Below are 24,986 nucleotides of genomic sequence, written 5' to 3'. Positions count from 1 at the left end.
TTATTACTGATAGATTAATTAACGGTTAATGAGCTGAGCCATCAGCAATCCTTTACCAACTAGTTTTCTCTCATCAAATACTTCCACATCAATTTTTGCATACATCCTACCGATTTCAAGCAGCTTCGGTTTTATTTTCAATGTGCTGTCAATTTGTACTGGCTTAATAAAATACACGGACAGATTTTCCGCTACAAGATCACCTTTTTTATACTGAAGAAGCATTCTCCTACTCGCTTCTGTTATTAATGATGTAAATACTCCATTAGATAATGTTCCAAGTTGATTCGTCATCTGTGGTGCAACGGTTGTTAAATAGGTATCCTTCTGATTGTCCGCTTCTCGCAAATTACGAGAAACAATATCATCTATTGTCTCACCAACCTGAGGCTGCCTTTGTATTTGTTGTAATGCTTTTAATACATCCTGTCGAGAAATGACTCCTTGTAAATGATTGGATTCATCTGCTACTGGCATTACTTCTATACCTTCCCAAACCATCATGTGGGCCACAGAAGCTAAAGAAGTCTTTGTCTGAACAATCTTCGGATGCCTACTCATTACTTTTTCGATAGTTGTCTGATTCTCTTTCCCAATGATATCTTTTGAAGTAGCCATACCAATAACACGTTTTTTTTCATCAACTACCGGAAAACGAGTATGTGTCGATCTATGATTAAGTTCATACCAATCATGTATGGTGTCCTTTGCACGTAAATAAAACGATCGTTCAAATGGAGTAAAAATATCGCCCACTAATACGATTTCTTTTTTTATTAATTGATCATAAATCGCTCTATTTATCATCGCAGCCACTGTAAACGTATCATAACTAGTAGAAATAATTGGAAGCTGTCTTTCATCAGCTAACCGCTTAATATAGTCCTCCGTATCAAACCCACCAGTTATAAGTACTGCCGCACCCTCTTTCAAAGCTAATTCATGCGCTTTAATACGATTTCCTACGATCAGTAAAGATCCTGCCTCAGTATAACGCATCATCGCATCAAGTTGCATAGCTCCAATTACAAATTTCGATAATGTCTTATGAAGCCCTTCTCTACCACCTAGAACCTGTCCATCTACAATATTGATTACCTCTGCAAACGTAAGGCGCTCGAAGTTTTCTTTTTTCTTCCGTTCAATACGAATTGTACCTACACGTTCGATTGTGCTTACAAGTCCTTGATTTTCAGCTTCTTTAATCGCTCGATATGCTGTGCCATCACTTACATTTAAATCCTTAGCGATTTGTCTTACAGATATCTTATGACCAATTTCCAATGATATAATATGCTGAATTATTTGCTCATGTTTACTCGCCATTGGTACATACACCATCTTTCAACTGTACTAATGAATTATTTACCATTTATTATACAGTTGAAAAAGCTGAAACTCAATAATTATAGGTTTGACGCTGTCTTTCCTTTTGCTGTTCCATAATTGGTGGTTGAATCATTTGTAAAAGTGAAGCAATATTTGCTCCAACAATTAATAAGAAAAAAATTAACCATCCACCCCAAAAAGCAAGTTCAATCGGCGTAACAGCATATGGGATAGAGGGCCACGCCATGTATAAGAAGAAACCTGCAAGCAATAATCGTAGTACTGCATAATGTCTCACCATTATTGTCTACCTCCTTGGTAACAATGTATGAAAGAATCCATGCATTAAGAACTTACACGGTTCTTCTATTCATCATATTGTCCATAATAAAGTGAGCGTTCATTTAGTAGGGGGGTTATACCACCAAAAGTGGTTTCACCTTATTACTTGAAGTGGGGGTTTTACTGCCAATTATATATGGGATAAAACAGATCTAAATAGCAATATTCATAACTACCAGTATCTAAAGGTATCTAAAATACCAATCGATAATAGCATCTCCATAAAAATAGGTAATTAAAGTCGCAATTACTATATATGGTCCAAATGCTACAGGCTGCTTACGTTGAATTTTTTTGATTACTAGTAACAACATTCCAAAGACAGCCCCAACTACACAAGATAGAAAAAAGCAAAGCAATAGTTTCTCATACCCCAATACAATACCTAGTACACCGAAAAGTTTCATATCCCCTGCTCCCATACCACCACGACTAATTAAAATGATGAACATCGTGATACATACACCTAATAGTCCTCCAAGTAATGGCGACCACCATGGCGTTAATGGAGAGATAATTCGCAGTATAAAAAATAGCGGAAGAAAGAATAGCAATAACTTATTAGGTATGACCATATATGTTAAGTCGGAAACTGTAATGATCATCAGCATGGAAACTAATTGCAATGCTATAATTAGCTCGCTATTCCAACCTAACATCAAATAACTATATACAAATAATAATCCAGTAGAGATTTCAATCAATGGATAGAGATAGGATATACGGTTACTACATTTACTACATCTACCTTTTAAACATAAGAAGGATAAAATGGGTATTAGCTCATACCAGTGAAGCTGATGACTACAATGTATACAATTAGAACGGTTCATGATAAACGATAATTGTTTAGGTAATCGCAATCCTACTACATTATAAAAAGATCCAAACAGTAAACCAACTAGAAAAAATAACGAGAGCGTAAAAGTGTTCAATCGGATTTCACCTTATTTCTACTTGAATATCTTTTAATAAAATAAAATATAGCTTTTTCAGAGAGACGGGATAAAGTGTTTTGAATGGATCGTTTTTAATAGTGTCCCAACCCCAATATACGTTTGCCACTTTATCTATTTCTGCTACGACATATGCTACTTTATGCCTAAATTATAGTATAAAAAGATGGAAATAACTAGTAGCAAAAAGGGAATATTTGCATGCTTCTACAGCAAGGGGCTGGCAAGAAAAAAGTTAACCCAAAAGCCGAACGATAAAACGATAAAATAAAATGAAACTTCAATCAGCGTGCGATGTAACGCTGCCGATTCCCTTATCCTATCGGGAAAAAAGCGCGAGCTGAAGATCGTGCAAGAAAGTGGTCCTTAGGAGCCGTGTCACGGAAGGCGAAGTATTTTATAGAGGGTGATAGAACCTGTTTGACGTAAACAAATCATCCGAACTGAATCCGTTCGGATGATGATGTGAATAAGATACTTTTTTCTCAGTCTAAACGATTATAATTGCAACGCATCGCCAATCTCCATTACTTTTCCTTCTCCCGATTTAATTTGACTGATGAACTTGTGCGGGTCCTGTTCAATGACAGGAAAGGTATTATAATGTATAGGAACCGTTACATCTGCATGAATCCATTCCGAGGCAATTAGCGCATCTTCGGGCCCCATTGTAAAATTATCCCCGATTGGAACAAACGCAATATCAATATTATTCATATCACCTATTAATTTTAAATCTGAAAATAAACCAGTATCTCCAACATGGTAGATCGTTTTCTCATTCACCGTTAGAAGGATTCCTGCCGGCATACCAGTGTATACAATTGAACCATCATCCTCTGTAAACGCCGAGCCATGAAAGGCCTGGGTGAGCTTGACTGTACCAAAATCAAATTCATGCTTCCCACCTATATGCATCGGATGTACACGTAATCCTTTTGAACCCATATAGTCTGCTAATTCATTAGGAGCAACGATTAAAGCGTTTGTCCGCTTTGCAATATCTATCGTATTACCAACATGGTCATTATGACCATGTGTCAACAGGATAACATCTGGATTTACTGAGTTTGCATCCAAATCACATTTTTCATTTCCAGTAATAAAGGGATCAATTAAAATCTGATGTGTATCCGTTTTAATCATTACTACTGAATGTCCATGATAAGAAATTTGCACGATTACCACTCCTCTGATAAAACATTATACTATCTATCTTAAACAAGCATTCTTATTTTTTCTACCCGAAATTAGTTATTTTCATGCTAGTTATTCGTATTTTTTTATCCCACCTATAACTGGCAATAATATCCCCGCTTCAATCATTAAAGTAAAACCAATATGGATAAGCGGGGCATACCCTTGTGGTGCTAACAATCCGCAGGGATAAACACCCCCCACGGATTGAAGTTTCACTTTATATTGTCTGTTCAATCTATGTATATATTATCAGCTTTCTTATCACAGTAATAGTTTTGGAAACAAATATTAAAAATACGTTGCCATCAACTTGTCGTTAATGCCATCCATTTTAATTCCATACACTATTTTTGCTATAATAAAAATATTACATATTAAAGAGGTGTACAAAGAAATGGCAGAAAGAATTCAAGCATTACTAAAAAGCATGAAAAAACAGAATATCGATAGTATGTTTATTACATCTAAGGCGAATGTATACTATATTACTAATTACTATACAGAACCACATGAAAGGCTAGTGGCTGTCTACATTAGTAATCATTTTGATCCATTATTAATTATTCCGGCAATGGAAGAAGAGGATGCAAAAGCAGCTGGATGGCGTTATCAAATAATCACCTATCATGATCATGAAAATCCTTGGGAGATGTTTTACCAGAAATTAAAAACGAATGAACATATTCCAAATACAATTGGTGTCGAGCATACAAATCTAACATTAGATCGATATCAACTGATGCAGCAACTCTTTTCAAATACACGTATTGTAAATGGTGAAGAACTATTAGCAAACCTACGTGTCATTAAAAGTGAGAAGGAATATAATTTATTAAAACATGCTGCTGAATTAGCTGACTTTGGAATAAAGACTGGGATAGCGGCAATTCAGGAAGGCGTAGGTGAACTCGAAGTAATTGCTAAAATTGAGTATGAGCTTAAAAAACAAGGAATTCAGGAAATGTCCTTCTCTACAATGACACTTTCTGGTACAAAGACCGCTTCACCGCATGGGACACCTTCCATGAAAAAGATAAAATCAGGTGATATCGTATTATTTGATCTTGGTGTAGTGTATGAGGGCTATTGTTCAGATATATCCAGAACAGTAGCATTTAAATCAATAACCGAGCAACAAAAAAAGATATACAATACCGTTTTAGAGGCGGAACAAAAAGCGATAGCTGCATCTAAGATTGGTGTAGCAACTGGTAAATTAGACCAAATAGCAAGAAATCATATTGCAGATGCAGGCTTTGGTGAATACTTCACACATCGCATTGGACATGGATTAGGAATTGAAACACATGAGTATCCTTCTATGCATAGCAACAATGATCTACCGTTACAAGCAGGAATGTGCTATACCATTGAGCCAGGTATTTATGTACCAGGGGTTGCCGGTGTTCGGATCGAAGACATGATTTATATGACAGAACAAGGGCCAGAAGTTTTAACTACATCTCCAAAAGAATTAATGATTTTGGAATAACTTAGCATGCGTATAAGTTTAGTAATTTTTAGATTAACCTAAACCGGCTCCATATTCATATTTATTGAAAAAGGGCTTTCTTCCAAATTCTACGTTAGATTTTGGAGACCGCCCTTATCTTCTTATATTACTATCTTTAGTTATCCAATAGCGTATGTGGATCCGCGTATTCCAAGCTATGAGATGTTGCTACTGCTTGATATGTTACATACCCATCGAGTGTATTAATTCCCTTTAATAACGCCTCGTTATCCTTGCATGCACCTACATAGCCTTTATTTGCTAATTGTAATGCGTAAGGAACAGTAACATTGGTTAAACCAATTGTCGAGGTTCTTGGAACTGCTCCAGGCATATTTGCAACGGAATAATGCAATACACCATGTTTGGTATATGTTGGATTATCATGCGTAGTAACATGGTCACTTGTTTCAAATATTCCGCCTTGATCAATTGCTACATCAACAATCACTGAACCGGCTGTCATAGCTTGAACCATTTCTTCAGTCACCAACTTCGGAGCTTTGGCACCTGGTATTAACACTGCACCAATAACAAGATCCGACTCTGCTAAAGCGAGACTAATATTCAGCGGGTTCGACATCATTGTATTAATAGATGATCCAAAAATATCATCCAACTGACGCAATCGCTCTGGATTTAAATCAATTATTGTAACGTCTGCACCTAAACCAACCGCAATTTTTGCTGCATTTGTACCAACAACACCACCGCCAATAACCGTAACCTTGCCACGTTTAACTCCTGGTATTCCACTTAAAAGGATTCCCTTTCCACCTTTTGTCTTCTCTAGAAACTGAGCACCAAGTTGCGAAGCCATCCTTCCTGCTACTTCACTCATAGGTGTTAGAAGCGGTAGTGAATTATTTGGTAACTGCACCGTTTCATAGGCGATCCCAGTTACCTTTTTATCAATCAGCGCCTTTGTTAAGCTAGGTTCCGCTGCTAAATGCAAATATGTAAACAAAATAAGCCCTTCATAGAAGTAATCATATTCTTCAGGTAGTGGTTCTTTTACCTTCATTACCATTTCCTGTTCCCAAGCTTCCTTGGCTGTAGCTACGATAATTGCACCGGCTTCCGCATATTGTTGGTCCGTGAATCCAGAACCTAAACCAGCCTCTGTCTCAATATAAATAGTATGACCGGCATTTTTCAAAGTTAGGACACCAGAAGGCGCCATAGCAACCCTATTCTCATTATTTTTTATTTCTTTTGGAACACCGATATTCATTTAACTACCTCCAATTCTCTAATATAACACTTTTTTGAAAGCACTTTCATACTTCATATACGTATATTGTAACAGTACCAAATTTTTTCTCAAAGTAAAAGGGAAATGAGGCTGACAAAACACAACTTCTTTACTCAAAATACGAATAATCATGTTATCAATAGGAGGATCATCGCCACACTGTGAAACTATACGCGCTTTCCACGGGCACGGCCTCAGCTAACTTGGTAAAGAAAAACACGTTACCACGTGAATCTTCGGACTCGTGCTGTTCCCGCCGGAGTCTCGCTTATTTCAGGTGCTAAATGAATGATTCTGATCAAAAAACGAGCGATGATTAATTTCATCAACTAATCATCGTTCGTTTTTTATTGTTTCTTCATTCTTTTGTCTCAGCCTCATTCTCCACTTTAATTTTTACGATTATTAAACGTGTAGATTCCCTTATTATTGTGCCTTTCTTCAATGACACCACTTTGGTAACTTTCATTTAACTGATTCTGTACAGCCGCAACACCTTTTTCATCCTCAAAAATGTTTTGTGGCTGATTATCACGCTTCTCTTTGGACAATCTAATCACCCCCATTTATAGTATGTCCACAATACTGCAACACTCTCTAAAATTTAATTAGTAAAAGTGGCAAATTTTGATTGTTGTCCTTAAAATACGGGTATATAATTTATATGAAAGGGGAGATCTATATGGAATATAAGAATATTGTAGTAGCAGTTGATGGATCAGAAGCATCTGAGAAAGCTTTTACTAAATCATTAGATATCGCAAAACGAAATGATGCACGCATTATTTTAGCTCATGTTGTTGATTCACGGACATTTGCCACTGCCGAAGCCTATGATCGTACATTAGCAGATCGTGCAGAGGAATATGCTAAGGAATTATTAGACAGCTATGTAGACAATGCAAAATCAGCAGGTATTGATAATTTAATTCGATGTGTAGAATATGGGTCTCCAAAAGTAAAAATTGCAAAAGATATTGCTAATGACTTTCATGCGGACCTTATTATCTGTGGGGCAACAGGGATGAATGCTGTTGAACGTTTTCTTATAGGAAGTGTTTCTGAGAGCATAACAAGATACGCTTCATGTGATGTATTAGTTGTCAGATAACTATATAACATTAAAACGATATACTCACTACATCACTAAGAATATTCCACAATTACATTAGAAGCACTTCCACATTATTGTTGGAAGCGCTTCTAATGTGGTGATTCTTTTCTTAATTCGTGGATGATATGAGATAATTCTGGAATGATTAATTTTTCCATGGCTAACTTTACCGCTCCAGTAGAACCAGGGAGTGCAAAAATAACTGTTTGGTTTCGAGTACCTGCAACTGCTCTTGAAAGAATAGCGGCTGACCCAATATCTTCTTTGTAACTCAACATTCGAAATATCTCTCCAAAGCCAGGGATTTCTTTCGTAAAAAGTTCTTTTATTGCTTCAATGGTAACGTCTCTATCAGCAATACCAGTTCCACCATTACAAATGATTACTTCAACACCGGGATTGACACAAGCTCTCGTAACTATTTTTTGAATGTCATTTCGATCATCTTTAATAATATCTCTGACACTTATCCAATGTCCGTTCGCCTTCAATTGTTCTTCAATAAGCCCTCCACTCATATCAGTTTCCAATGTCCGTGTATCGCTAATAGTTAAAATCATGCAATTTACTACGTGGTTTTCACGCTTATGTTCCTTTACTGACAATTAATACCTCTCCCATCCATTATGATTTTATAAAAAAGGTTTTGCTATGGTTCAACCACACCAAAACCTTTTAACTAACTAATTTGTGAAAGTCTGATTGTATCTCTGGCAATCATAACCTCTTCATTTGTAGGGATTACGATTACTTTAACTGGAGAGTGTGGATAATTAATAAATTGTTCTTTTCCTCGAACTTTATTGAGTGCTTGATCCCAGTAAACCCCCATAAATTCAAGACCATGTAAAACCTTTTCTCGGATCACATCACTATTTTCTCCAACTCCAGCAGTAAAGATAATGGCATCTACGCCAGACATTTTCGCTGCATAGGAACCTAAATATTTATGAATACGACCTGCAAATACTTCTAAAGCTAATTCTGCTCGCTTATTCTCTTGAGCTGTCTGTTCAATATCTCTTAAATCACTTGAGAATCCAGATAAAGCTAGCATACCACTTTCCTTATTCAACACATGAATCACTTCATCCGCGGACTTTCCTGTTTTTTCCATAATATAAGGGATAAGCGCCGGATCTATATTACCTGAGCGTGTTCCCATAGTTACCCCAGCTAATGGAGTGAAGCCCATTGATGTGTCAATTGACTTACCACCTTGAATAGCTGCAATACTTGCACCATTACCAAGGTGACAAGATATAAGGCGCAGGTTCTCCAATGGCAGACCCATCAGATCCGCTGCTCGCTGCGAAACATACTTATGTGATGTACCATGAAATCCGTATTTACGTATGCCATAATCTTTATAGTACTCATATGGTAAGCTATAAAGATAAGATGACTCTGGCATCGTTTGATGGAATGCAGTATCAAACACAGCCACCATTGGTACCTCCGGTAAAATTTCACGGAAAGCATGAATTCCCGTCAAATTTGCAGGGTTATGCAAAGGTGCCAATTCCGACACTTGTTCAATCGTTTCAATAACTTTGTCGTTAATGACAACTGAATCACTAAAACGTTCCCCACCATGAACTACGCGATGACCAACTGCATTTATTTCATCAAGTGAAGTAATGACCCCAGAAGACGTTAATGATGCTAGTAGTTTCTTTACTGCTTCTTCATGGTTTGGAATCTCTTCCACAAATTTATCTTTTTCACCTTGAACATCCATTGTAAATACTGACTCATTTAGACCAATTCGTTCCACTAGCCCTTTTGCTAGAACGCGCTCGTTTGGCATTTGTATTAATTGGAATTTCAAAGATGAACTACCGGCGTTTATTGCCAATACATTACTCATTGCTGTTCAACTCCTTTTTATACGTTTGGAACCAATTATTTATTTGACCTAAAATATCTCCCATTGCTCTCGTATTGTTGAAAGAAGGCATTTTAACCAATAGTGGTTGTTTAGGAGATGCTGTCTGCTGTCCTTTTTTTTGTAGTATTAAGATACTTTTTCGATGCTTATCAGATTTGAAGGCACTTTCTGGCAACCTTAGGATGCCAACCATATGAGCATAATCATGAATAAATTGTTGAAGCTTGTCTGATTGATCACTATCAAATAAAAATTCTGGAATAACTAGAATAAGGTATCCGCCTGGTTTTGTGTAATTAAGACTTTGCTCTATAAATAAGTGATGCGCATAAGAATGACCTTTATCGGCCTTAAGTTTAAAGTCACTCGCACGTAAGTCGTCTGGATAGTATCCAACAGGTAGATCAGCTACGATTAAATCTACAGGGTCCAATAAAAATGGACGAAGACTATCTTGATGGAAAAACTCAATATTCTTTTTCTGCAAGTTCGCATTCCAAACAGCTAGTTGAATTAAAGTTGAATCAACTTCACTTGCAAATGCTTCTTTGATTTGTGGTAGTTGACTTAGAACCGCAGTTATTAAATTTCCAGTTCCACCAGCTGGATCAAACAAGCGAATGTTTTCGGCGTCATCGAATAATTTATTTGCCAAATACGCAATCATTAGCGATACTGTTTCTGGTGTCATTAAATGCTGCTGTTGAGTAGAGCCTTTCATTCCTTTTAGAATAGCAAGCTGATTAGCTTTTCTTACTTCCTCAGCTGAGAATGAATCTATTTTTAATTCGACTAAAGCTTGCTGTAATTTGATTGCTAGGCTTTCATCTATATTATCTGGCACTTCTTGCATAAATACGATTTCCATCGTATAACCTAAGCTTTCCAGATATGGTTCATTAACATACTGTTGAATCTTATTTGTCGTTTCATCTATCCATTCATACAATGTTTCGACATTTGATTTCTCCATATAGCATCCTCCATTCGTTCCTTCAGAGCGTTTCTATTGTACCAAAGGAAATGGGACTATGTACAAAATAATGCTAATTAAGTTCTGTAGCACACAGTAAAAATCCCCCTCATTTACTGAGAGAGATTCCGTTCGAGTTATTTAGCTTGTCTGGCAGCTTCCAGGGCAGCATCATAATCCGGATGATTACTCACTTCTTTAACATATTCTACATAAGTAACTATATTATTGGAGTCAACAACAAATATAGATCTTGCTAGCAGACGTAACTCCTCTATAAGAACACCATAGTTCTTTCCAAAATGAGCATCTCGGTGGTCTGACAATGTATCAAGCTTCTTAATATCATGTTGGTTAACCCAGCGTTTTTGTGCAAATGGTAAATCCATACTCACCGTTAAAACTTTAACATTTTCAATCTGATCAGCTTCTTCATTAAAACGTTTTGTTTGCTCTGCACATACACCTGTATCAATGGAAGGAACAACACTAATCAGCTTAACCTTCTCTTTATAATCAGTTAATGTAACTTCTTCTAAATCATTAGATAGTACTTTAAAAGAAGGTGCTTCATCACCAACTTTCACTTCATTACCTACAAGTGTGACAGGTTCTTGTTGGAATGTAACATTTGCCATATGAATCATTCCTCCTAAATAATTGTATTCCTTCTTCATTATGAATTGAATAGCGGTGCATGTCCAATAATTTATGGCTATGAAATCTAGAAATATTTGTGAACGGAATTAGCTACGCTTACATTATAGAATGGTGTATGAGTTGCATTTATACAACCATTAAATATCATATTGGGTAGGCATCTCTTTAGGTTTCTTATTTTCTTGTTTCTTTGAACCTTGCTGTTGACTTGACTCTTTCATTATCTGTTGCACCTTTTCTACAACCTGTGGCGCAAAATCAATCATTTTTTCATAGATATGTGTATGATGATCTAAATGAACCATCTTAATTCCTCTTTCACTGACAATCAAAAATGCTACCGGTGTAATTGATACTCCTCCACCGCTACCTCCTCCAAATGGAAGTGTTGCTTCACCACTTTCACTACTGCTATCGGATTGGGATTGACTACTTGTAGAATTAAACTCACTACCACCTGCAGCAAATCCAAAACCAACTTTGGACACAGGTATAATAACACTGCCATCCGGAGATTGAACAGGATCTCCAATAATTGTGTTTACCTCTACCATATCCTTCAAATTTTCCATTGCAGTAGTCATTAGCCCTTGAATAGGATGCTCTTCCATCACAATCAACTCCTTTTATACATTTGTGCTTGATGTATCAATAGCTTCTTATTATTAGCCATTATTCTCATGACTTGAAGAAATCCACTTATAGCTTGTGCTATTCGAATAGAAACAATACAATAAATTTCGGATTGTATATATTTCTGTTGAAAAAGTGGTACAACTTTAATATCTGGATGACAATTAAAAATCCCATGTTCTTGAAGCCATGCTATGATAACACCTTTTACTGTCCAGACACCTCCTGATACAATACCTGTAAGTGATGCATCACCAGTACCACCTACCGTATGCCACTTCATTTGTTTGAATTTCATCTTCTGTAGCATAACCGAAATTGCTTTATGACCTTGACGTAGGATATGAAGCGCCTCATTAAGTTTACTCGGTAATTCACGAAAATTAATAGCAGGCGTGTTACTTTCGAAATCATCTAACATCATCGTTCGTCTTATAATCGGAATTTTCCACCAATAAATCCGTATCGTTATAGAAGTATTTGCTTGGCAATATGCTCCTTGAACATGAATGATTAGCTTTGAGAATAAAAAGATAACAGCAATCGCGATCACGGTTATCATAAATATAGCCCACCCCCACATTTTCATCACCTCAGTTTCATAGCTGTTCCTATTTTTCCTCAAATTTCCTATTTTAATCATTCGTTTTACTCCACTAGGATAATAGCAACAAAACATGATAGAATATGGTTATACTGCTTTGCTTAATAGCTTAAAGTAGATAGTAGTATAAAGTGCATCTCGTCATCACATTTGGGAGGGTATCAAAAGAATATGACTGATCGAAAAAATATTTTCTTCTATTATTTAAGTGACCAAGGGCTTGAAGATAAATTAAATGCCCTATACCAATTAGCAGAGTCAAATGGTTTTACAATTGTAAACGATTTCGAACATGCTAATATTATTGTAAGTATTGGAGGTGACGGTGCTTTCTTACAAGCTGTACGTAAGACAGGCTTTCGTCAAGATTGCCTTTATACAGGAATAACTCGTTCGGGGGAATCAGGTCTATATTGCGATTTTAATATGGATAATGTTGATGAAATGTTGAAGACAATCCAATATGAAGAAATGGAAGTTCGTCGTTTTCCTGTGATTAATGCGGAATTAAATGGTGAGACGAGTTTTTATTGCCTTAATGAAATTAGTGTCCGCTCGACTATTATTAAATCCATCGTTATGGATGTGTTTATTGATGACATTCACTTCGAAACCTTCAGAGGGGACGGACTAATTGTTGCAACACCAACAGGAAGTACAGGTTATAATAAATCTACGAATGGAGCGGTCATTGACCCAAAAATTCCTTGTTTTCAAGTTACCGAGTTAGCATCCATAAATAATAATCGTTATCGCACCCTGGGTTCTTCTTTTGTTCTTAATAGTGATAGAAAGTTAACGTTATCAGTCCAGCAGGATGGTAATGATTATCCAATTATCGGTCTTGACAATGAAGCATACTCCATTCGAAATATAAGGGATATTTCTGTTACATTAAGTGACCATGTTATTAAAACCGTGAAATTAAAAAATAACTCCTATTGGGACAGAGTAAAACGTACGTTTTTATAACTAGAGCGTGAAGCAGCATATAACGTATAATACGGACAAGAACCGATCTAATTAAATAGAAGAAAGGTTCTTGTCATATACAATTTTCCCGTCAATTACTGTCATTGCAACGTCAATTTCGTGAATCTCATTTGGATTGACTTGGAAAATATCTTTCTCCAAAATAGTGAAATCAGCGTGATAACCTTCCGTAATCAAACCTCTACTATTCTCTTGATTAATTACATAAGCACTACCAGTCGTATATAATTGTACGGCTTCAAATATAGTCAGCGCTTCTTTAGGTAAGTATGTTTTTCCATCAAAAGAGGATTTACGAATAACCGCAGCTTGAATTCCAAGTAACGGATCCACTTTCTCAATTGGTGCATCAGACCCACCAGCACAATGTATTCCGTGCTGAAGCATAGATTTCCAAGCATACGCTAAGTCTAGCCGTTTTTGTCCCAGCCGATCAATTACCCAAGGGAAATCTGAAGCAACAAAGGTCGGTTGGATGTCTACGACAGCAGGAAGCTCCTTTAGTAATTCAAAGGCTTGTTTATTTAAAATTTGTCCATGGATAATTCGATCGCGAGCATTCGTTGCTAACGGATATTTACTCAATATGGATGCAATTTCTAAAACGGCTTGATCTCCAATGGCGTGAACTGCTACTGGCAACTGATAGACACGTGCCCTAGCCACGAGTTCCTCTAACTCAGGTATGCTGTGAATTGCAAAACCTCTGTTTCCAATGTCATCCGCATAATCTGTAGACAACCATGCTGTCCTCCCCCCCAATGCTCCGTCCGAAAATATTTTGACTGCGCCAAGCTCTGCATAACGTGGCCCCTTCAAATACCCTAGCCCAGCATGAATCATGTCTTCCATAACTTCATGATGGACGAGTAAATGCGCTTTAAATATTTTCTCCTTCCCATCCAACACATGTTTAAAAGCACCAAAAGTCTTATCAAATCCACCAAAATAATTAAGGTCTTCACTGTGTCCTCCAACTAAGCCCTTTGAAAGAAGATCATCTATAGCGATTGAGATTACTTGTTCTAGATAAGCCTGTGAAACAGTTGGCATTGCTTGCTTTATTAATTCCTGAGCAGTATCCAAGAAATAACCCGTTGTCTCTTCATCATCATCTCGTTCAATAACGCCACCTTTTGGATTAGCTGTTTTATTTACAGTATCAATACCTGCCAGTTCTATTGCTTTGCTGTTAGCTAAAATAGCGTGACGGCATACTCGAGACAACATGACAGGATTATGAGGTACAATTTCGTCAAGTGCAGTTTTGTGAATAATGAGTGGTTCATCCCAATGGTTTTCATTCCAGCCCTCACCCACGAGCCACTCTCCCTCAGAAAGATTTGTAGCTCGGTTAAACAGTGCTTCTAATACTTCTTCGGCTGATTGCATTTGGGAAAGATCAAGCCGAAGTAATTTCTCACCATGCCAAATAATATGCAAATGACTATCAACAAATCCTGGTAACATTGTTTTTCCGTTCAAATTTATTGCTTCATCTATTTGATTAAAATAAGTATGATACAAATATTCATATGTTCCAATAGCAACTATTTGATGTTCCTCGGTAAATACAGCATCTACCACTACATCCTCACGTTCCATCGTGTAGATCGGTCCACCAAACCATAGTGTTCCCATAGCTTCTTCGATCTCCTTCATTAGAAAAATGTTATATACATACCTTACTTATTTTCTGAATAGGAATCAAGAGGGATTATAGTCATAATAGGTTTATCAATGAGAACAAAGCGCAAGCGACTGGAGCGAGTCAACGGGGATAAAGGAATCACGGTGAGCTTGCGAGCAGATGATGACTTATGTAGGGCGATTCATGAAGTCACCTCGTTTCTGGGCACTGGCGCTGGACGCAGTTCAACACACCCTTATTTATCCATATGGGCAAATATTATAATTTCCTTCATTTCCTAGACAATTAAAAAGGACTACCCAAACCGGATAGCCCTATAGCCATTTTAACTATTTAATTTAAGTTATTTTGTTCCACCAAATTGTTGTTCAGCCATTTGAACAAGACGTTTAGTGATTTCACCACCAACAGAACCGTTGGAACGAGATGTTGAATCTGGTCCTAATTGTACACCAAATTCCTGAGCAATCTCATATTTCATTTGATCTAGAGCTTGTTGAACACCAGGGACTACTAATTGATTTGAAGAATTATTTGCTGCCATGTTAACTCACCTCCTTGGTACTTATAGAATGTGTACAAAGGAGAGAAAGCATACATATTTTTAAATGGTAGTTCCTGACAAATTAAGGGATATGGTCAGACATTAATAATCCAGTCTTCTGCCTTTCCTTAGAACAAACCATCAAACTTGGTCTCTGTATCTCGTGCTGATACTTTTATCGTTTCTATTCCAGCAATTGCTTCATCCATTAATTTTGTAAAATCCTTCTTCGATTCAAACAAATTTGCTTTTTCTCTTTTTGGTTTCGTTTTTGGCGACTTAGGTACAAATATCGTACAACAATCCTCATAAGGTAAAATAGACGTGTCGTAGGTACCAATCTCTCTTGATATGTTAATGATCTCTGTTTTGTCCATTGTTATCAATGGTCGAATAATCGGATAGTTAGTTACTTCATTAATTGTATTCATACTTTGCATGGTTTGACTCGCTACTTGTCCAAGATTTTCACCAGTAGTCAACGATAAGATCTCTTGGTTCACACACACCCGTTCACTTATACGCATCATCATTCTCCGCATGATTGTCATTGCATAACCGTCAGGCATTTCTCTAAAAATTTCTTGCTGGAGTTTGGTAAACGGTACGATATGCACTTGAATCGATTTACCATACTTTGTTAATTGTTTAGCTAAGTCCAGAACTTTTTGCTTTGCACGTTCACTTGTAAATGGCGGTGAATGAAAATGAATAGCTTCAATCTGCACCCCTCGCTTCATCGCTAGGTAGCCAGCAACAGGACTATCAATACCACCTGAAAGTAATAATAGTGATTTACCAGATGTGCCTACCGGAAGACCTCCAAGTCCCTGAATAACACTTGACGTAATATAAGCTGCTTCTAGTCTTATTTCGACTTTAATTTCTAAATCAGGATGATGCACATCCACTTTAATTTCATTCGTATTGATTAATAAATGTCTACCTAATACTTGATTCATTTCCTGTGAAGCAATGGGGAAATCTTTATTAATCCGCTTCACAGATACCTTAAATGTGTTTACATTTGTAGCATTTTTTAAAGCATATAAAGCGGCTTCTTTTATTTTATCGGGATCATTCTCCACCTTAATTGCCAAACTCATACTTTGAATTCCGAAGATATTCTTACATTTTTCGATAATTGGCTCAGCATCATGACCGTTTAGTAAAATAAACATTCTCCCTTGTGTTCGTTTTACTTTTATGTTTGGAAATGCAGCTAATTTATGTTGAATATTTTCTTGTAGACGGATAATAAATTGTTTTATATTTTTACCCTTTAACGCCATTTCTCCGTAGCGTATTAAAATATGATCATATTGCATGTTATCTACTCCATTACTTCTTTAAATTGTTGAATTTTCTCTTTCAGTACGTGAATAAAATTAGTTAATTCTTCCTCTGTATTTTGATAAGAAAGACTTACTCGTAATGCAGATACTGCTCTATCATCAGAAAACCCACAAGCCGCGAGAATTTTGCTTTCATCTGACTTTTTAGAAGAGCAAGCTGATTTTGTTGATATATAAATTTCTTCTTCACTGAGCATGTGTATCATTACCTCTGGTTTAATCCCTGGTATCGAAAAATTAATAATATGCGGTGCCGCATGTATAGGCGTATTTACTTTAACAGCTTCTATTTTTTCCAGTTCCTCACGAAGAAAACGTTGTAATTCATATAACCTCTGCTTGTATAATCGTTCCTTTTCCATGATTAAGCGTAAGGCTTTTACTATCGAAACTGCTCCAGCTAAATTCTCCGTTCCCGAACGTATCGCCTGCTCCTGTTCTCCGCCATGAAATAACGGAAAAAGAGTTGTTCCATTCTTTACAAACAATAAGCCAGTTCCTTTTAAACCATGAATTTTGTGACCAGACATCGTACAAAGATCTATTCCACTATTTCTTAAGGTTAATGGAACTTTCCCTAACCCTTGGACATAATCGACATGGAAAAATAATTTTGGATATTGTTTTGCAATTTTTCCGATTTCTGCTATAGGTTGGATCGAACCTAGCTCATTGTTCACGTGCATAATACTAATTAAAATGGTATCATTTCTTATTGCTTGCTTTAGGTCTGATAAGGCAATTACCCCATCCCTATTCACTGGTAGATATGTTATTTCAAAGCCTAATTTTTCCAAGCTTTTACAGGCATTATCTACAGAAGGATGCTCAATCTGAGTGGTGATAATATGTTTACCCCTGCTTTGATGCTCTAAAGCAATACCTTTAATAGCAATATTATTACCTTCTGTACCTCCAGAAGTGAATATAATTTCATTTTCCGCTACATATAGAATTTCAGCAGCCTGTTTCTTAGCTTGAATTAAAAGTTTTTCTGCCTCTCCTCCCAATGGGTGAATAGAAGATGGATTAGCAAAAAAAGTAGTAGATACTTGTTCAAAACTTTTTAATACTGTTGAATCAGGCACTGTTGTAGCACTATTATCTAAATAAATCATTCAACTAACTCCTAACTTCCTAGAAGAATTACACCAAGCCGCCTTCTTAATTAATTTCTTTGCTTAGAAAAAAGGATATTATATAATATCCTTTTTCTATTAAGTCCTATTTACTTAATTCAATACCTCTTGATATTCCTCAATTCGTTTTAACGCGCCAGGTTCAACTTCTTCGATTGCTTTAGCTGCATGCTCCAACGATAGTTCATACTCGTAATTTCGGAATAACCGTTCTGATTCGGCTAGCTTTGCAGCTAATAATGGATACTGACTACGATATCTATTCGCATATTGGATAACCTGCTCCGTTAAATAAGCTTGTTCCAACATAAGATCTGTTTGTTCCATGGAATACTCTACAGCATTCTTCGCATCATTTAAAGCTTGTTGCACCTCTGCCATATCTAGCGGTTGTTTTTCCAATGTTTTCATCACACGTTGATTTTTTTCTCCAGCTGTTTCTATTAAGTTCCATATATTACTTGGAATTCCAGGAACATTACTTTTCTTGAGCTTACGCTGAATACTATACAACTGATTTCGCATTTCCGTCAACTTATCCTTCGCCTCAAGCTCATCCTTACGAAGATTACGAATGCGCTTTTTAAACGCTTCATGTTTTTCTTTTAGCTCTTCAATTTGCACAAAGCCAGCTTCTAACTCATCACGTAGCTTTGTGTGTGGAGATTTCTCTTTCTCGATTTTATCTAGTAGTTCTTCAAATTGCGTGTTTAGTTTTCCGATTGCCTTTTCTAATGTTAAATACTTCTCCATATCACTATCTTCAAAATAATAAGCCTTCTTTAATAGCTCAACATCCGCTTTAGTACCAGCAAATGTGTCTGTAATTTCCTTTAACGTACTCTGATAGGTCGGAACTTTTGTTTCCACAAAATTCCTAGCTATTGCTTCTTTTTCGAGCAGCTGATACATTTCCTTTATCCGTCCATCTATCTCCTCTATGGCACCTTCTGCCTCAGAAAAGTCACCACTCTCCATAGCGCCAACTATATGTAAAAGTCTTTCCTGATATTTGCGTATTTCTTTTTCAAAAGCCAGATGATCCACACGATAACCTTCATTTTTCATTTCCTTTAAACCTGTATATAAATCATCTAACTGACTAGGTAATTCCTGCTTACATGATTTATATAATTGTGGAAAATCATCTAACTCTCCCTCTAGGCTATCCACAGATAGCTTTAATTGATCGACGAGCTGCTTCGCTTCTATATAATTTCCATTCTCGACAAGTTGATGATAATTAGTTAGCTGTGCTTCCAGTTCATCCATTTTTTTATCAAAATAGGCTTCCGCTTTTCCATATTGATATCTGTTTTGCGAAAGCTGTTTACGTAACGCCTTTACTGTAGGTTCAACATGCTCTATTTCTTTTCTACTGGACTCTTCGGATTCAAGCAGTTCTTCTACTTCCATTAAAATCTTCTCTATATCCTTTTCCACGGATTGCAATATCTGATCGACTTTAGCCAGGATTTTTTTAGCTTTCGAGAACCGATATCGATCCGCCGCTTCTTCTGCATCAAATAAATGTTCTTCAATATCAGTAAGCTCTTTTGTTACTATATATTCCCAGCGATCCTTCCACGCTTCAAATTTATCTTGTGTTTCCCCTGATAAGTTTAATATTTTTATACGGGAGAGCTCTGAAGCGATGTTTCGACCCATAATGTCCATTTTCCAGGCTTCATAACGATCAACAACATCATATACCCTTTTTCGTAAGATAAGTCCTGTAATAATAAGTGCTATAACTATTAGTATAATGCCTATGATGTATGCCATAAAATGCCTCCCAACTAAATTCCTAAAGAGGATGGACGTTTACAAAAATAAAATAATCGTCGCTAATAATAATCTAATTATAATAATACCATGTTAAACACAATTTTTGCTAAAAAAATACAAATAAATTGGGGTTTCAGCCAATTTTTTATTCTACACGCTATAGGTAAGTCCGTACTCATTTATACATAATAAAAATTAGCAAGTGATTGTATAGTATTGTACGACAATCGTCAGCGTGCCTATTTCACTAGTAAATCGCGACATCATCTGCCATGTGCATCCTCAGCTATTTTTTCACCTGAAACCTCGACTAAAAAGTCCAACCATCGATGAATCGTCTTTACATAATTTGTAACGAATAAATCATGCGAACCATCACCAATAATATGATTTTTCCATTCATTATGCATAATATATGGCGTAATTAGCATGCCTTTTAACTGCATTAATAAATAATTTCGATCATTAATTGATGAATGCTGTTTATCAAGTACACTAAAAAATGCCCTGCTAATAAAATAATTTTCCTTCGCTAAATAGGTCACAGCCATCTCTCTAACGAATACAGAATCTAGCGACAATTCTCTATGTATAAAACAAGAGAATTGATGATTACTTTGTTTATACTGTATAATGATGAAAATTAATTCCTTTAACTGATCCAAAGCATATAAGTCTTGATAATGCTCTAACGCTTCTTCCATGGTATCAAGATATTTTTCGTAATAGTCCGTAACCGCATATTCCAGCAGCCCTTGCTTTCCTTTAAAATAATAACTAATAAGCGAAACATTAACATTGGCCTTCTCCGCAATATCCCGAACAGAAGTGCCATGAAATCCTTTTTGAAAAAATAATGCGGAAGCTGCTTCTATTACTTTTTGTTTCGAGAGATTAGTCTTCATACGATTCAACTCCTTACATCTCCATTACGACATAGAGATGATTTATCCTGCAATTTTCGCTCGACAATATTTATCATACATGTCGAAATACTAAAGAGAGAGGAAAATCTAAATGTTCCAAACAAGTATATATTCTGGAAATAAACTAAAAGATTATGAGTTATTAATTCGTCAACTGCAAGCATTAAGTGAAGATGAAACGGATGCTATTGCCATACTTTCCAACGCATCAGCCTTATTAAATCAATTTCTTTCCGATACAAATTGGGTTGGTTTTTACTTATGGAAAGAAGATGAGCTTGTGTTAGGTCCGTTCCAAGGATTACCAGCATGTATCCGTATTGGTTATGGAAAAGGTGTTTGTGGAACTGCTGTTAAAGAGCAATCAACCCAACGGGTAGCTGACGTTCATAATTTTTCTGGTCATATCGCATGCGATAGTGCTACCAAATCTGAAATCGTTGTCCCTATCATTATAGATAATAAGGTTTACGGTGTTCTTGATATTGACAGTCCGATGATGGATCGCTTTGATGAAATTGATCAGGAATATTTAGAAAAGTTTGTTCATGCATTACAAACTTATTTACCCTAAGTATACCTAATAATAGATCATAACTGGAAATCGGCTGTGCGGAAAGCCCAGCCGATTTAATTCTTCCATTTATAAGAACTTATCTATCTTTTACACGCTTCACTACACTATTTTTCCCTCTATGCTTCGCTTCATATAGTGCTTTATCTGCACGAATAAAAAGCTCACTTACGGAATCATCGAAATCCTCTGACCAAGAAGAAACGCCACAAGATAGTGTTACAGTTGGATTAGTCCGTTCCTCTACTTGCTCACGAATGCCTGCAGCTATTTGGACCGCATCATCAATTGATAGGTTAGGAGTGTATATGGCTAATTCTTCCCCTCCCCATCTGGAAGGAATAGCATCTTGTTCAGAAAACCTCATTATTACATCAGCCACTTGTTTAAGTACTTCATCTCCAACATGATGACCGTATGTATCATTAATTCGTTTGAAATCGTCAATATCAAATAAAATTAATGAGCCCATTCTAGCTGTTTTCATTTGATTTATGACAACTTTTTCTAAATAATTCCTCGAATATAATTTTGTTAAGTAATCTGTGATAACCGCTTTTTCCAATTCCTCTTTTAAGATAGCATTGGCGAGTGCTAAAGAGCAATGTTGAATCAATGATTGCAATAATTTAAACACTTCAAACGAGAAGAAATAGGACGCTTCATGCATAATCACAACATGACCATATGTATGGATGTCTTGTCGCAACGGAATAATCATAAGCGAATGATAAGGAAATGTTGGAATATATTCAAACTTCCCATAAAATGTTGGATGAACGATATCCTTCAGTAATTTATCCACTAGACTCTGATTTTCTTCTTTTTTAAAGTAGGCAGTGCTCGCAGTTAGAACATCAGCATACGATCCATCAGACCGTTGAAAAATAAAACCTATTTCCGAAGCACGACATACCTCTTTGATTTTTTTTCGAACAAATTCTGTAATATCAGTCAAATTTAAATTGGAATTCAATTGATGTGTAACTTCATTAATTAGTTTTAAATCCGCGATCAGCAAATTTGCATTTTCGAGTAGACTTGCGTTTTCTATTGCTTTTCCAGCTGTTTGAGCAATATGTGTTATAAAATCTACATCGCTTTTCGCGAATACATCACAGCTTTTTGAAATCAATTGGATAACACCATACACACCTTGCCTTCCCGTTAGAGGAACATATAATTTTTCACCTGCACCTCCTTTTCTTTTCTCGATTTGAACCTCCTCAGTCATGAACGCTTTAGATCCAAAACCATTTGTACTATCATCCGTATACGCCATCGACTTTACTGAAAAATTATAATCAACTTCCGTATCATGTGCGAGTAATAAGTGTAGCGAATGGGTTGGATATATTTCACGAATTGCATCAATGACTTCATTTAAGATGGAAGATTTCCGTTTCATGGTAAATATACAAATGGAAAGATCATATAAAAACGGGTAGTTTATTTGTTGTGGATAATATTGATCCAATTGCATTATCAACCTCTGAGATTCTGATTGAACAATCGCAAGTATAGTAGGATCGATTTGAAATGCTTTAAAACACACTAATACCTTGGAAAAATTTCTATCTTTTAGCTTTAAATAAAATACAGAAGATCGATCAATTATGCACTTTCCAAACTGATTATCATTTGATATAGCATTCAATGGTAATTGGTTTAATACGTTTATTTCATTTGAAGGGTCCATCAACTGAATGTGATACGAATTAGTTGAACGTAGATAGTGATATACACCTACCCATTTTAGATGCAATACCTGCTTGATCGCTTTTATCATATTATGTAGACTTTCTTCATAAGAGAGATGGGATAGATTAGAGGTAATTTGAAAGTATGCCTGCTGCAGGTTCCCTTGAATCAAATCTCTGTCTTTCATCATTTATCACCTCTCATTCATTATCATCAATGAGTCTAATGAACTATTTTATAGTTTTATTATATATGAAATAGTTCATTTTTCCTATATGAAGTTGATAATTTTTCCAAATTTTATTTATGGTTGACTATATTCATTAAAAATTATATACTAGTCTTTGTGTAAAATAATTAAGTAGCCTTAGTGAACCAACACTTGTATGCATGTTGTTCCTCTGTAATGAGGTGTATCGCGTAACTCTTAGCTGCTGGAGCGATGATACATGAAAACATCATGGTCAGGTGATTAGGAACACGGCTTTTTGTTTTATGCAAATAAAATAAAAAGGAGGAAATGTCTTATGGCTCGCTATACTGGATCAGTATGGAAAAAATCACGTCGTCTTGGCATTTCATTAACTGGAACTGGTAAGGAATTAGATAAACGCCCTTACGCTCCTGGTCAACATGGACCTAACCAACGCAAGAAAATCTCAGAATTTGGTTTACAACAACAAGAGAAGCAAAAGCTTCGCTTTATGTATGGATTGAACGAACGTCAATTCCGTACGTTGTTTAACAAAGCTGGTAAAATGAAAGGTATTCACGGCGAAAACTTCATGATTTTGCTTGACTCTCGTTTAGATAACCTTGTATATCGTTTAGGTCTTGCTCGTACACGCAGACAAGCACGTCAGCTTGTAAATCATGGTCATATTACTGTAGACGGTGGTCGCGTTGATATTCCATCATACATGGTAAAACCAGGTCAAGTTATCAGCCTACGTGAAAAATCTAAGAATCTTGATATTGTTAAAGAAGCAGTGGAAGTAAATAACTTCATCCCTGAATATTTAACATTTGATGCTGATAAATTAGAGGGTACGTTCACTCGCTATGCAGAGCGCGAAGAACTTCCAGCTGAAATTAACGAAGCGCTTATTGTTGAATTCTACTCTCGTTAATCCTTTTAGATTGCAAAGTAATGCACAAAAAGCCCTTGTAATGTTGTTGTATCAACGTTTAAAGGGTTTTTTATTTTTATCTATTTTGCAAAATGATGCAGGATAATGAACTAAATTAGAGCCTATTTTGGGATCAAATAAATTACTGGCATGGATGAAGGGATGGAAAGAAAAGAGCAGTTCACTACATGTGTTGCGGGCTGACTGATGAAATATAGATGTAGTAGTCCATCTATTATTTGATTACACCCTCTAGTGATATGTACCTCCTTGCCATAGTTTTTGAAATCAAAAATGTTATTATAGTTGGTATATAAATTGGGTTGATTTCAAATAAGGTCAGTCTTCCATAAACAAGCCGTATTGTGGGAGTAACTCTTATATTGCGTAGTAGACACATACTGTGCAACAAACAACTTTTTTTGATGAGTTTGTAAAGGAATGTATTAACTAATACGTTAAATATGTTGTTTATAAGAGAAGAAATTGATACTTCATTCTCCGTGTTCCAACAACTAAGTTGAATTTCATTGAAATAGTTTATGGCGACTTTCTTGTTGACAATATTTAAAATTTGGCATATCTTATACTTAACTTAATAATCGGCAGATGTTTATTTTTGCCTATTTAAATAATTAGGCCTTTAGCATTCTTTTAATATTTAATATTGACTGGATGAAAAAGTACCCTAATATAAAGGGAAAGAGTAACATAA

24 protein-coding genes are annotated in these 24,986 nt (G+C 36.1%); 5 read left to right on the top strand and 19 right to left on the bottom strand.

Features of this window, described 5'->3' with window-relative positions; translation table 11 throughout:
- Nucleotides 1-18 precede the first annotated feature (18 nt).
- From ABDZ84_RS07480 to ABDZ84_RS07465, 4 genes are all read right to left on the bottom strand, one after another.
- Nucleotides 19-1,326: a DRTGG domain-containing protein gene (locus tag ABDZ84_RS07480; protein ID WP_026681434.1), complete on the bottom strand. Its 1,308-nt coding sequence runs from the start codon at nt 1,324-1,326 to the stop codon at nt 19-21.
- Nucleotides 1,327-1,399: 73 nt separating this feature from the next.
- The gene (locus ABDZ84_RS07475) at nt 1,400-1,630 is read right to left on the bottom strand and encodes a hypothetical protein (RefSeq protein ID WP_226983527.1); all 231 of its coding nucleotides are present in this window, start codon (nt 1,628-1,630) and stop codon (nt 1,400-1,402) included.
- Nucleotides 1,631-1,853: 223 nt separating this feature from the next.
- On the bottom strand, nt 1,854-2,606 hold the full coding sequence (locus tag ABDZ84_RS07470; protein WP_026681436.1) for a prepilin peptidase: 753 nt from the start codon (nt 2,604-2,606) through the stop codon (nt 1,854-1,856).
- Nucleotides 2,607-3,125: 519 nt separating this feature from the next.
- Nucleotides 3,126-3,806, bottom strand: a complete 681-nt coding sequence (locus tag ABDZ84_RS07465) for a metal-dependent hydrolase (RefSeq protein ID WP_026681437.1) — start codon at nt 3,804-3,806, stop codon at nt 3,126-3,128.
- Nucleotides 3,807-4,221: 415 nt separating this feature from the next.
- Here ABDZ84_RS07465 and ABDZ84_RS07460 point away from each other — a divergent pair, with 415 nt between their 5' ends.
- The gene (locus ABDZ84_RS07460; RefSeq protein WP_026681438.1) at nt 4,222-5,319 is read left to right on the top strand and encodes a M24 family metallopeptidase; all 1,098 of its coding nucleotides are present in this window, start codon (nt 4,222-4,224) and stop codon (nt 5,317-5,319) included.
- 136 nt (nt 5,320-5,455) lie between these two features.
- On the opposite strand, the gene ald is transcribed toward ABDZ84_RS07460, so the two are convergent.
- A complete protein-coding gene (ald, locus tag ABDZ84_RS07455; protein ID WP_026681439.1) occupies nt 5,456-6,574 on the bottom strand; it encodes an alanine dehydrogenase in 1,119 nt (372 codons plus the stop codon).
- 410 nt (nt 6,575-6,984) lie between these two features.
- Nucleotides 6,985-7,146 (bottom strand): hypothetical protein, encoded by a 162-nt coding sequence (locus ABDZ84_RS07450; protein WP_162986290.1) that lies wholly within the window; start codon nt 7,144-7,146, stop codon nt 6,985-6,987.
- Nucleotides 7,147-7,277: 131 nt separating this feature from the next.
- On the opposite strand from ABDZ84_RS07450, the gene ABDZ84_RS07445 reads away from it, so the two are divergent.
- A complete protein-coding gene (locus ABDZ84_RS07445; protein ID WP_026681440.1) occupies nt 7,278-7,706 on the top strand; it encodes a universal stress protein in 429 nt (142 codons plus the stop codon).
- A 92-nt stretch (nt 7,707-7,798) separates the two neighbouring features.
- On the opposite strand, the gene ABDZ84_RS07440 is transcribed toward ABDZ84_RS07445, so the two are convergent.
- The 6 genes from ABDZ84_RS07440 to ABDZ84_RS07415 form a co-directional block, all read right to left on the bottom strand.
- The gene (locus ABDZ84_RS07440) at nt 7,799-8,314 is read right to left on the bottom strand and encodes a MogA/MoaB family molybdenum cofactor biosynthesis protein (protein ID WP_026681441.1); all 516 of its coding nucleotides are present in this window, start codon (nt 8,312-8,314) and stop codon (nt 7,799-7,801) included.
- 74 nt (nt 8,315-8,388) lie between these two features.
- Nucleotides 8,389-9,579, bottom strand: coding sequence for an acetate kinase (locus ABDZ84_RS07435; protein WP_026681442.1), 1,191 nt, complete (start codon nt 9,577-9,579; stop codon nt 8,389-8,391).
- Complete coding sequence (locus ABDZ84_RS07430; protein ID WP_026681443.1) at nt 9,572-10,573, bottom strand: class I SAM-dependent methyltransferase; 1,002 nt, start codon at nt 10,571-10,573, stop codon at nt 9,572-9,574. Before ABDZ84_RS07430 ends, ABDZ84_RS07435 begins: the two co-directional genes overlap by 8 nt.
- A gap of 137 nt (nt 10,574-10,710) precedes the next feature.
- Entirely contained in the window at nt 10,711-11,211 is a 501-nt protein-coding gene (gene tpx, locus ABDZ84_RS07425) for a thiol peroxidase (RefSeq protein WP_026681444.1), read from the bottom strand.
- 159 nt (nt 11,212-11,370) lie between these two features.
- Nucleotides 11,371-11,844 carry a GerW family sporulation protein gene (ytfJ, locus tag ABDZ84_RS07420; protein WP_034679108.1) on the bottom strand — a complete coding sequence of 158 codons (474 nt, stop codon included), beginning with the start codon at nt 11,842-11,844 and terminating at the stop codon, nt 11,371-11,373.
- Between the two features lie 5 nt (nt 11,845-11,849).
- A complete protein-coding gene (locus tag ABDZ84_RS07415) occupies nt 11,850-12,428 on the bottom strand; it encodes a DUF2953 domain-containing protein (protein WP_161629273.1) in 579 nt (192 codons plus the stop codon).
- A 213-nt stretch (nt 12,429-12,641) separates the two neighbouring features.
- On the opposite strand from ABDZ84_RS07415, the gene ABDZ84_RS07410 reads away from it, so the two are divergent.
- Nucleotides 12,642-13,442 (top strand): NAD kinase, encoded by an 801-nt coding sequence (locus tag ABDZ84_RS07410; RefSeq protein ID WP_026681447.1) that lies wholly within the window; start codon nt 12,642-12,644, stop codon nt 13,440-13,442.
- Nucleotides 13,443-13,493: 51 nt separating this feature from the next.
- Here the strand turns inward: ABDZ84_RS07410 and ABDZ84_RS07405 are convergent, their stop codons facing one another.
- The 6 genes from ABDZ84_RS07405 to refZ all read right to left on the bottom strand — a co-directional run bounded on the left by ABDZ84_RS07405 (nt 13,494) and on the right by refZ (nt 20,845).
- Nucleotides 13,494-15,104: an amidohydrolase gene (locus tag ABDZ84_RS07405; RefSeq protein WP_026681448.1), complete on the bottom strand. Its 1,611-nt coding sequence runs from the start codon at nt 15,102-15,104 to the stop codon at nt 13,494-13,496.
- A 353-nt stretch (nt 15,105-15,457) separates the two neighbouring features.
- Entirely contained in the window at nt 15,458-15,658 is a 201-nt protein-coding gene (locus tag ABDZ84_RS07400; RefSeq protein ID WP_026681449.1) for an alpha/beta-type small acid-soluble spore protein, read from the bottom strand.
- A 128-nt stretch (nt 15,659-15,786) separates the two neighbouring features.
- Entirely contained in the window at nt 15,787-16,986 is a 1,200-nt protein-coding gene (gene thiI / locus ABDZ84_RS07395; RefSeq protein ID WP_343780750.1) for a tRNA uracil 4-sulfurtransferase ThiI, read from the bottom strand.
- A 5-nt stretch (nt 16,987-16,991) separates the two neighbouring features.
- Nucleotides 16,992-18,131, bottom strand: a complete 1,140-nt coding sequence (locus ABDZ84_RS07390; protein ID WP_343780748.1) for a cysteine desulfurase family protein — start codon at nt 18,129-18,131, stop codon at nt 16,992-16,994.
- Nucleotides 18,132-18,245: 114 nt separating this feature from the next.
- The gene (gene ezrA / locus ABDZ84_RS07385) at nt 18,246-19,937 is read right to left on the bottom strand and encodes a septation ring formation regulator EzrA (RefSeq protein WP_026681452.1); all 1,692 of its coding nucleotides are present in this window, start codon (nt 19,935-19,937) and stop codon (nt 18,246-18,248) included.
- Between the two features lie 266 nt (nt 19,938-20,203).
- A complete protein-coding gene (gene refZ / locus ABDZ84_RS07380; protein ID WP_026681453.1) occupies nt 20,204-20,845 on the bottom strand; it encodes a forespore capture DNA-binding protein RefZ in 642 nt (213 codons plus the stop codon).
- Between the two features lie 112 nt (nt 20,846-20,957).
- Between refZ and ABDZ84_RS07375 the strand changes: the two genes are divergently transcribed.
- Nucleotides 20,958-21,440 (top strand): GAF domain-containing protein, encoded by a 483-nt coding sequence (locus tag ABDZ84_RS07375; protein WP_026681454.1) that lies wholly within the window; start codon nt 20,958-20,960, stop codon nt 21,438-21,440.
- Between the two features lie 79 nt (nt 21,441-21,519).
- On the opposite strand, the gene ABDZ84_RS07370 is transcribed toward ABDZ84_RS07375, so the two are convergent.
- Nucleotides 21,520-23,331, bottom strand: coding sequence for a diguanylate cyclase (locus ABDZ84_RS07370; RefSeq protein ID WP_166530176.1), 1,812 nt, complete (start codon nt 23,329-23,331; stop codon nt 21,520-21,522).
- Nucleotides 23,332-23,668: 337 nt separating this feature from the next.
- On the opposite strand from ABDZ84_RS07370, the gene rpsD reads away from it, so the two are divergent.
- Nucleotides 23,669-24,271: a 30S ribosomal protein S4 gene (rpsD, locus tag ABDZ84_RS07365; RefSeq protein WP_026681455.1), complete on the top strand. Its 603-nt coding sequence runs from the start codon at nt 23,669-23,671 to the stop codon at nt 24,269-24,271.
- The last annotated feature ends 715 nt before the right edge of the window (nt 24,272-24,986 follow it).

The organism is Virgibacillus salarius (assembly GCF_039521925.1).
GTDB lineage: Bacteria > Bacillota > Bacilli > Bacillales > Amphibacillaceae > Virgibacillus > Virgibacillus salarius.
This window is presented reverse-complemented; position numbering and strand designations above follow the sequence as displayed.

Bases quoted from the DNA above. Each gene is read 5' to 3' on its own strand.
- ABDZ84_RS07480 (WP_026681434.1), bottom strand. From the start codon at position 1,326: ATGGCGAGTAAACATGAGCAAATAATTCAGCATATTATATCATTGGAA.
- ABDZ84_RS07475 (WP_226983527.1), bottom strand. From the start codon at position 1,630: ATGGTGAGACATTATGCAGTACTACGATTATTGCTTGCAGGTTTCTTC.
- ABDZ84_RS07460 (WP_026681438.1), top strand. From the start codon at position 4,222: ATGGCAGAAAGAATTCAAGCATTACTAAAAAGCATGAAAAAACAGAAT.
- ald (WP_026681439.1), bottom strand. From the start codon at position 6,574: ATGAATATCGGTGTTCCAAAAGAAATAAAAAATAATGAGAATAGGGTT.
- ABDZ84_RS07445 (WP_026681440.1), top strand. From the start codon at position 7,278: ATGGAATATAAGAATATTGTAGTAGCAGTTGATGGATCAGAAGCATCT.
- ABDZ84_RS07435 (WP_026681442.1), bottom strand. From the start codon at position 9,579: ATGAGTAATGTATTGGCAATAAACGCCGGTAGTTCATCTTTGAAATTC.
- ABDZ84_RS07430 (WP_026681443.1), bottom strand. From the start codon at position 10,573: ATGGAGAAATCAAATGTCGAAACATTGTATGAATGGATAGATGAAACG.
- tpx (WP_026681444.1), bottom strand. From the start codon at position 11,211: ATGGCAAATGTTACATTCCAACAAGAACCTGTCACACTTGTAGGTAAT.
- ytfJ (WP_034679108.1), bottom strand. From the start codon at position 11,844: ATGGAAGAGCATCCTATTCAAGGGCTAATGACTACTGCAATGGAAAAT.
- ABDZ84_RS07415 (WP_161629273.1), bottom strand. From the start codon at position 12,428: ATGATAACCGTGATCGCGATTGCTGTTATCTTTTTATTCTCAAAGCTA.
- ABDZ84_RS07410 (WP_026681447.1), top strand. From the start codon at position 12,642: ATGACTGATCGAAAAAATATTTTCTTCTATTATTTAAGTGACCAAGGG.
- ABDZ84_RS07405 (WP_026681448.1), bottom strand. From the start codon at position 15,104: ATGGGAACACTATGGTTTGGTGGACCGATCTACACGATGGAACGTGAG.
- ABDZ84_RS07400 (WP_026681449.1), bottom strand. From the start codon at position 15,658: ATGGCAGCAAATAATTCTTCAAATCAATTAGTAGTCCCTGGTGTTCAA.
- thiI (WP_343780750.1), bottom strand. From the start codon at position 16,986: ATGCAATATGATCATATTTTAATACGCTACGGAGAAATGGCGTTAAAG.
- ABDZ84_RS07390 (WP_343780748.1), bottom strand. From the start codon at position 18,131: ATGATTTATTTAGATAATAGTGCTACAACAGTGCCTGATTCAACAGTA.
- ezrA (WP_026681452.1), bottom strand. From the start codon at position 19,937: ATGGCATACATCATAGGCATTATACTAATAGTTATAGCACTTATTATT.
- refZ (WP_026681453.1), bottom strand. From the start codon at position 20,845: ATGAAGACTAATCTCTCGAAACAAAAAGTAATAGAAGCAGCTTCCGCA.
- ABDZ84_RS07375 (WP_026681454.1), top strand. From the start codon at position 20,958: ATGTTCCAAACAAGTATATATTCTGGAAATAAACTAAAAGATTATGAG.
- ABDZ84_RS07370 (WP_166530176.1), bottom strand. From the start codon at position 23,331: ATGATGAAAGACAGAGATTTGATTCAAGGGAACCTGCAGCAGGCATAC.
- rpsD (WP_026681455.1), top strand. From the start codon at position 23,669: ATGGCTCGCTATACTGGATCAGTATGGAAAAAATCACGTCGTCTTGGC.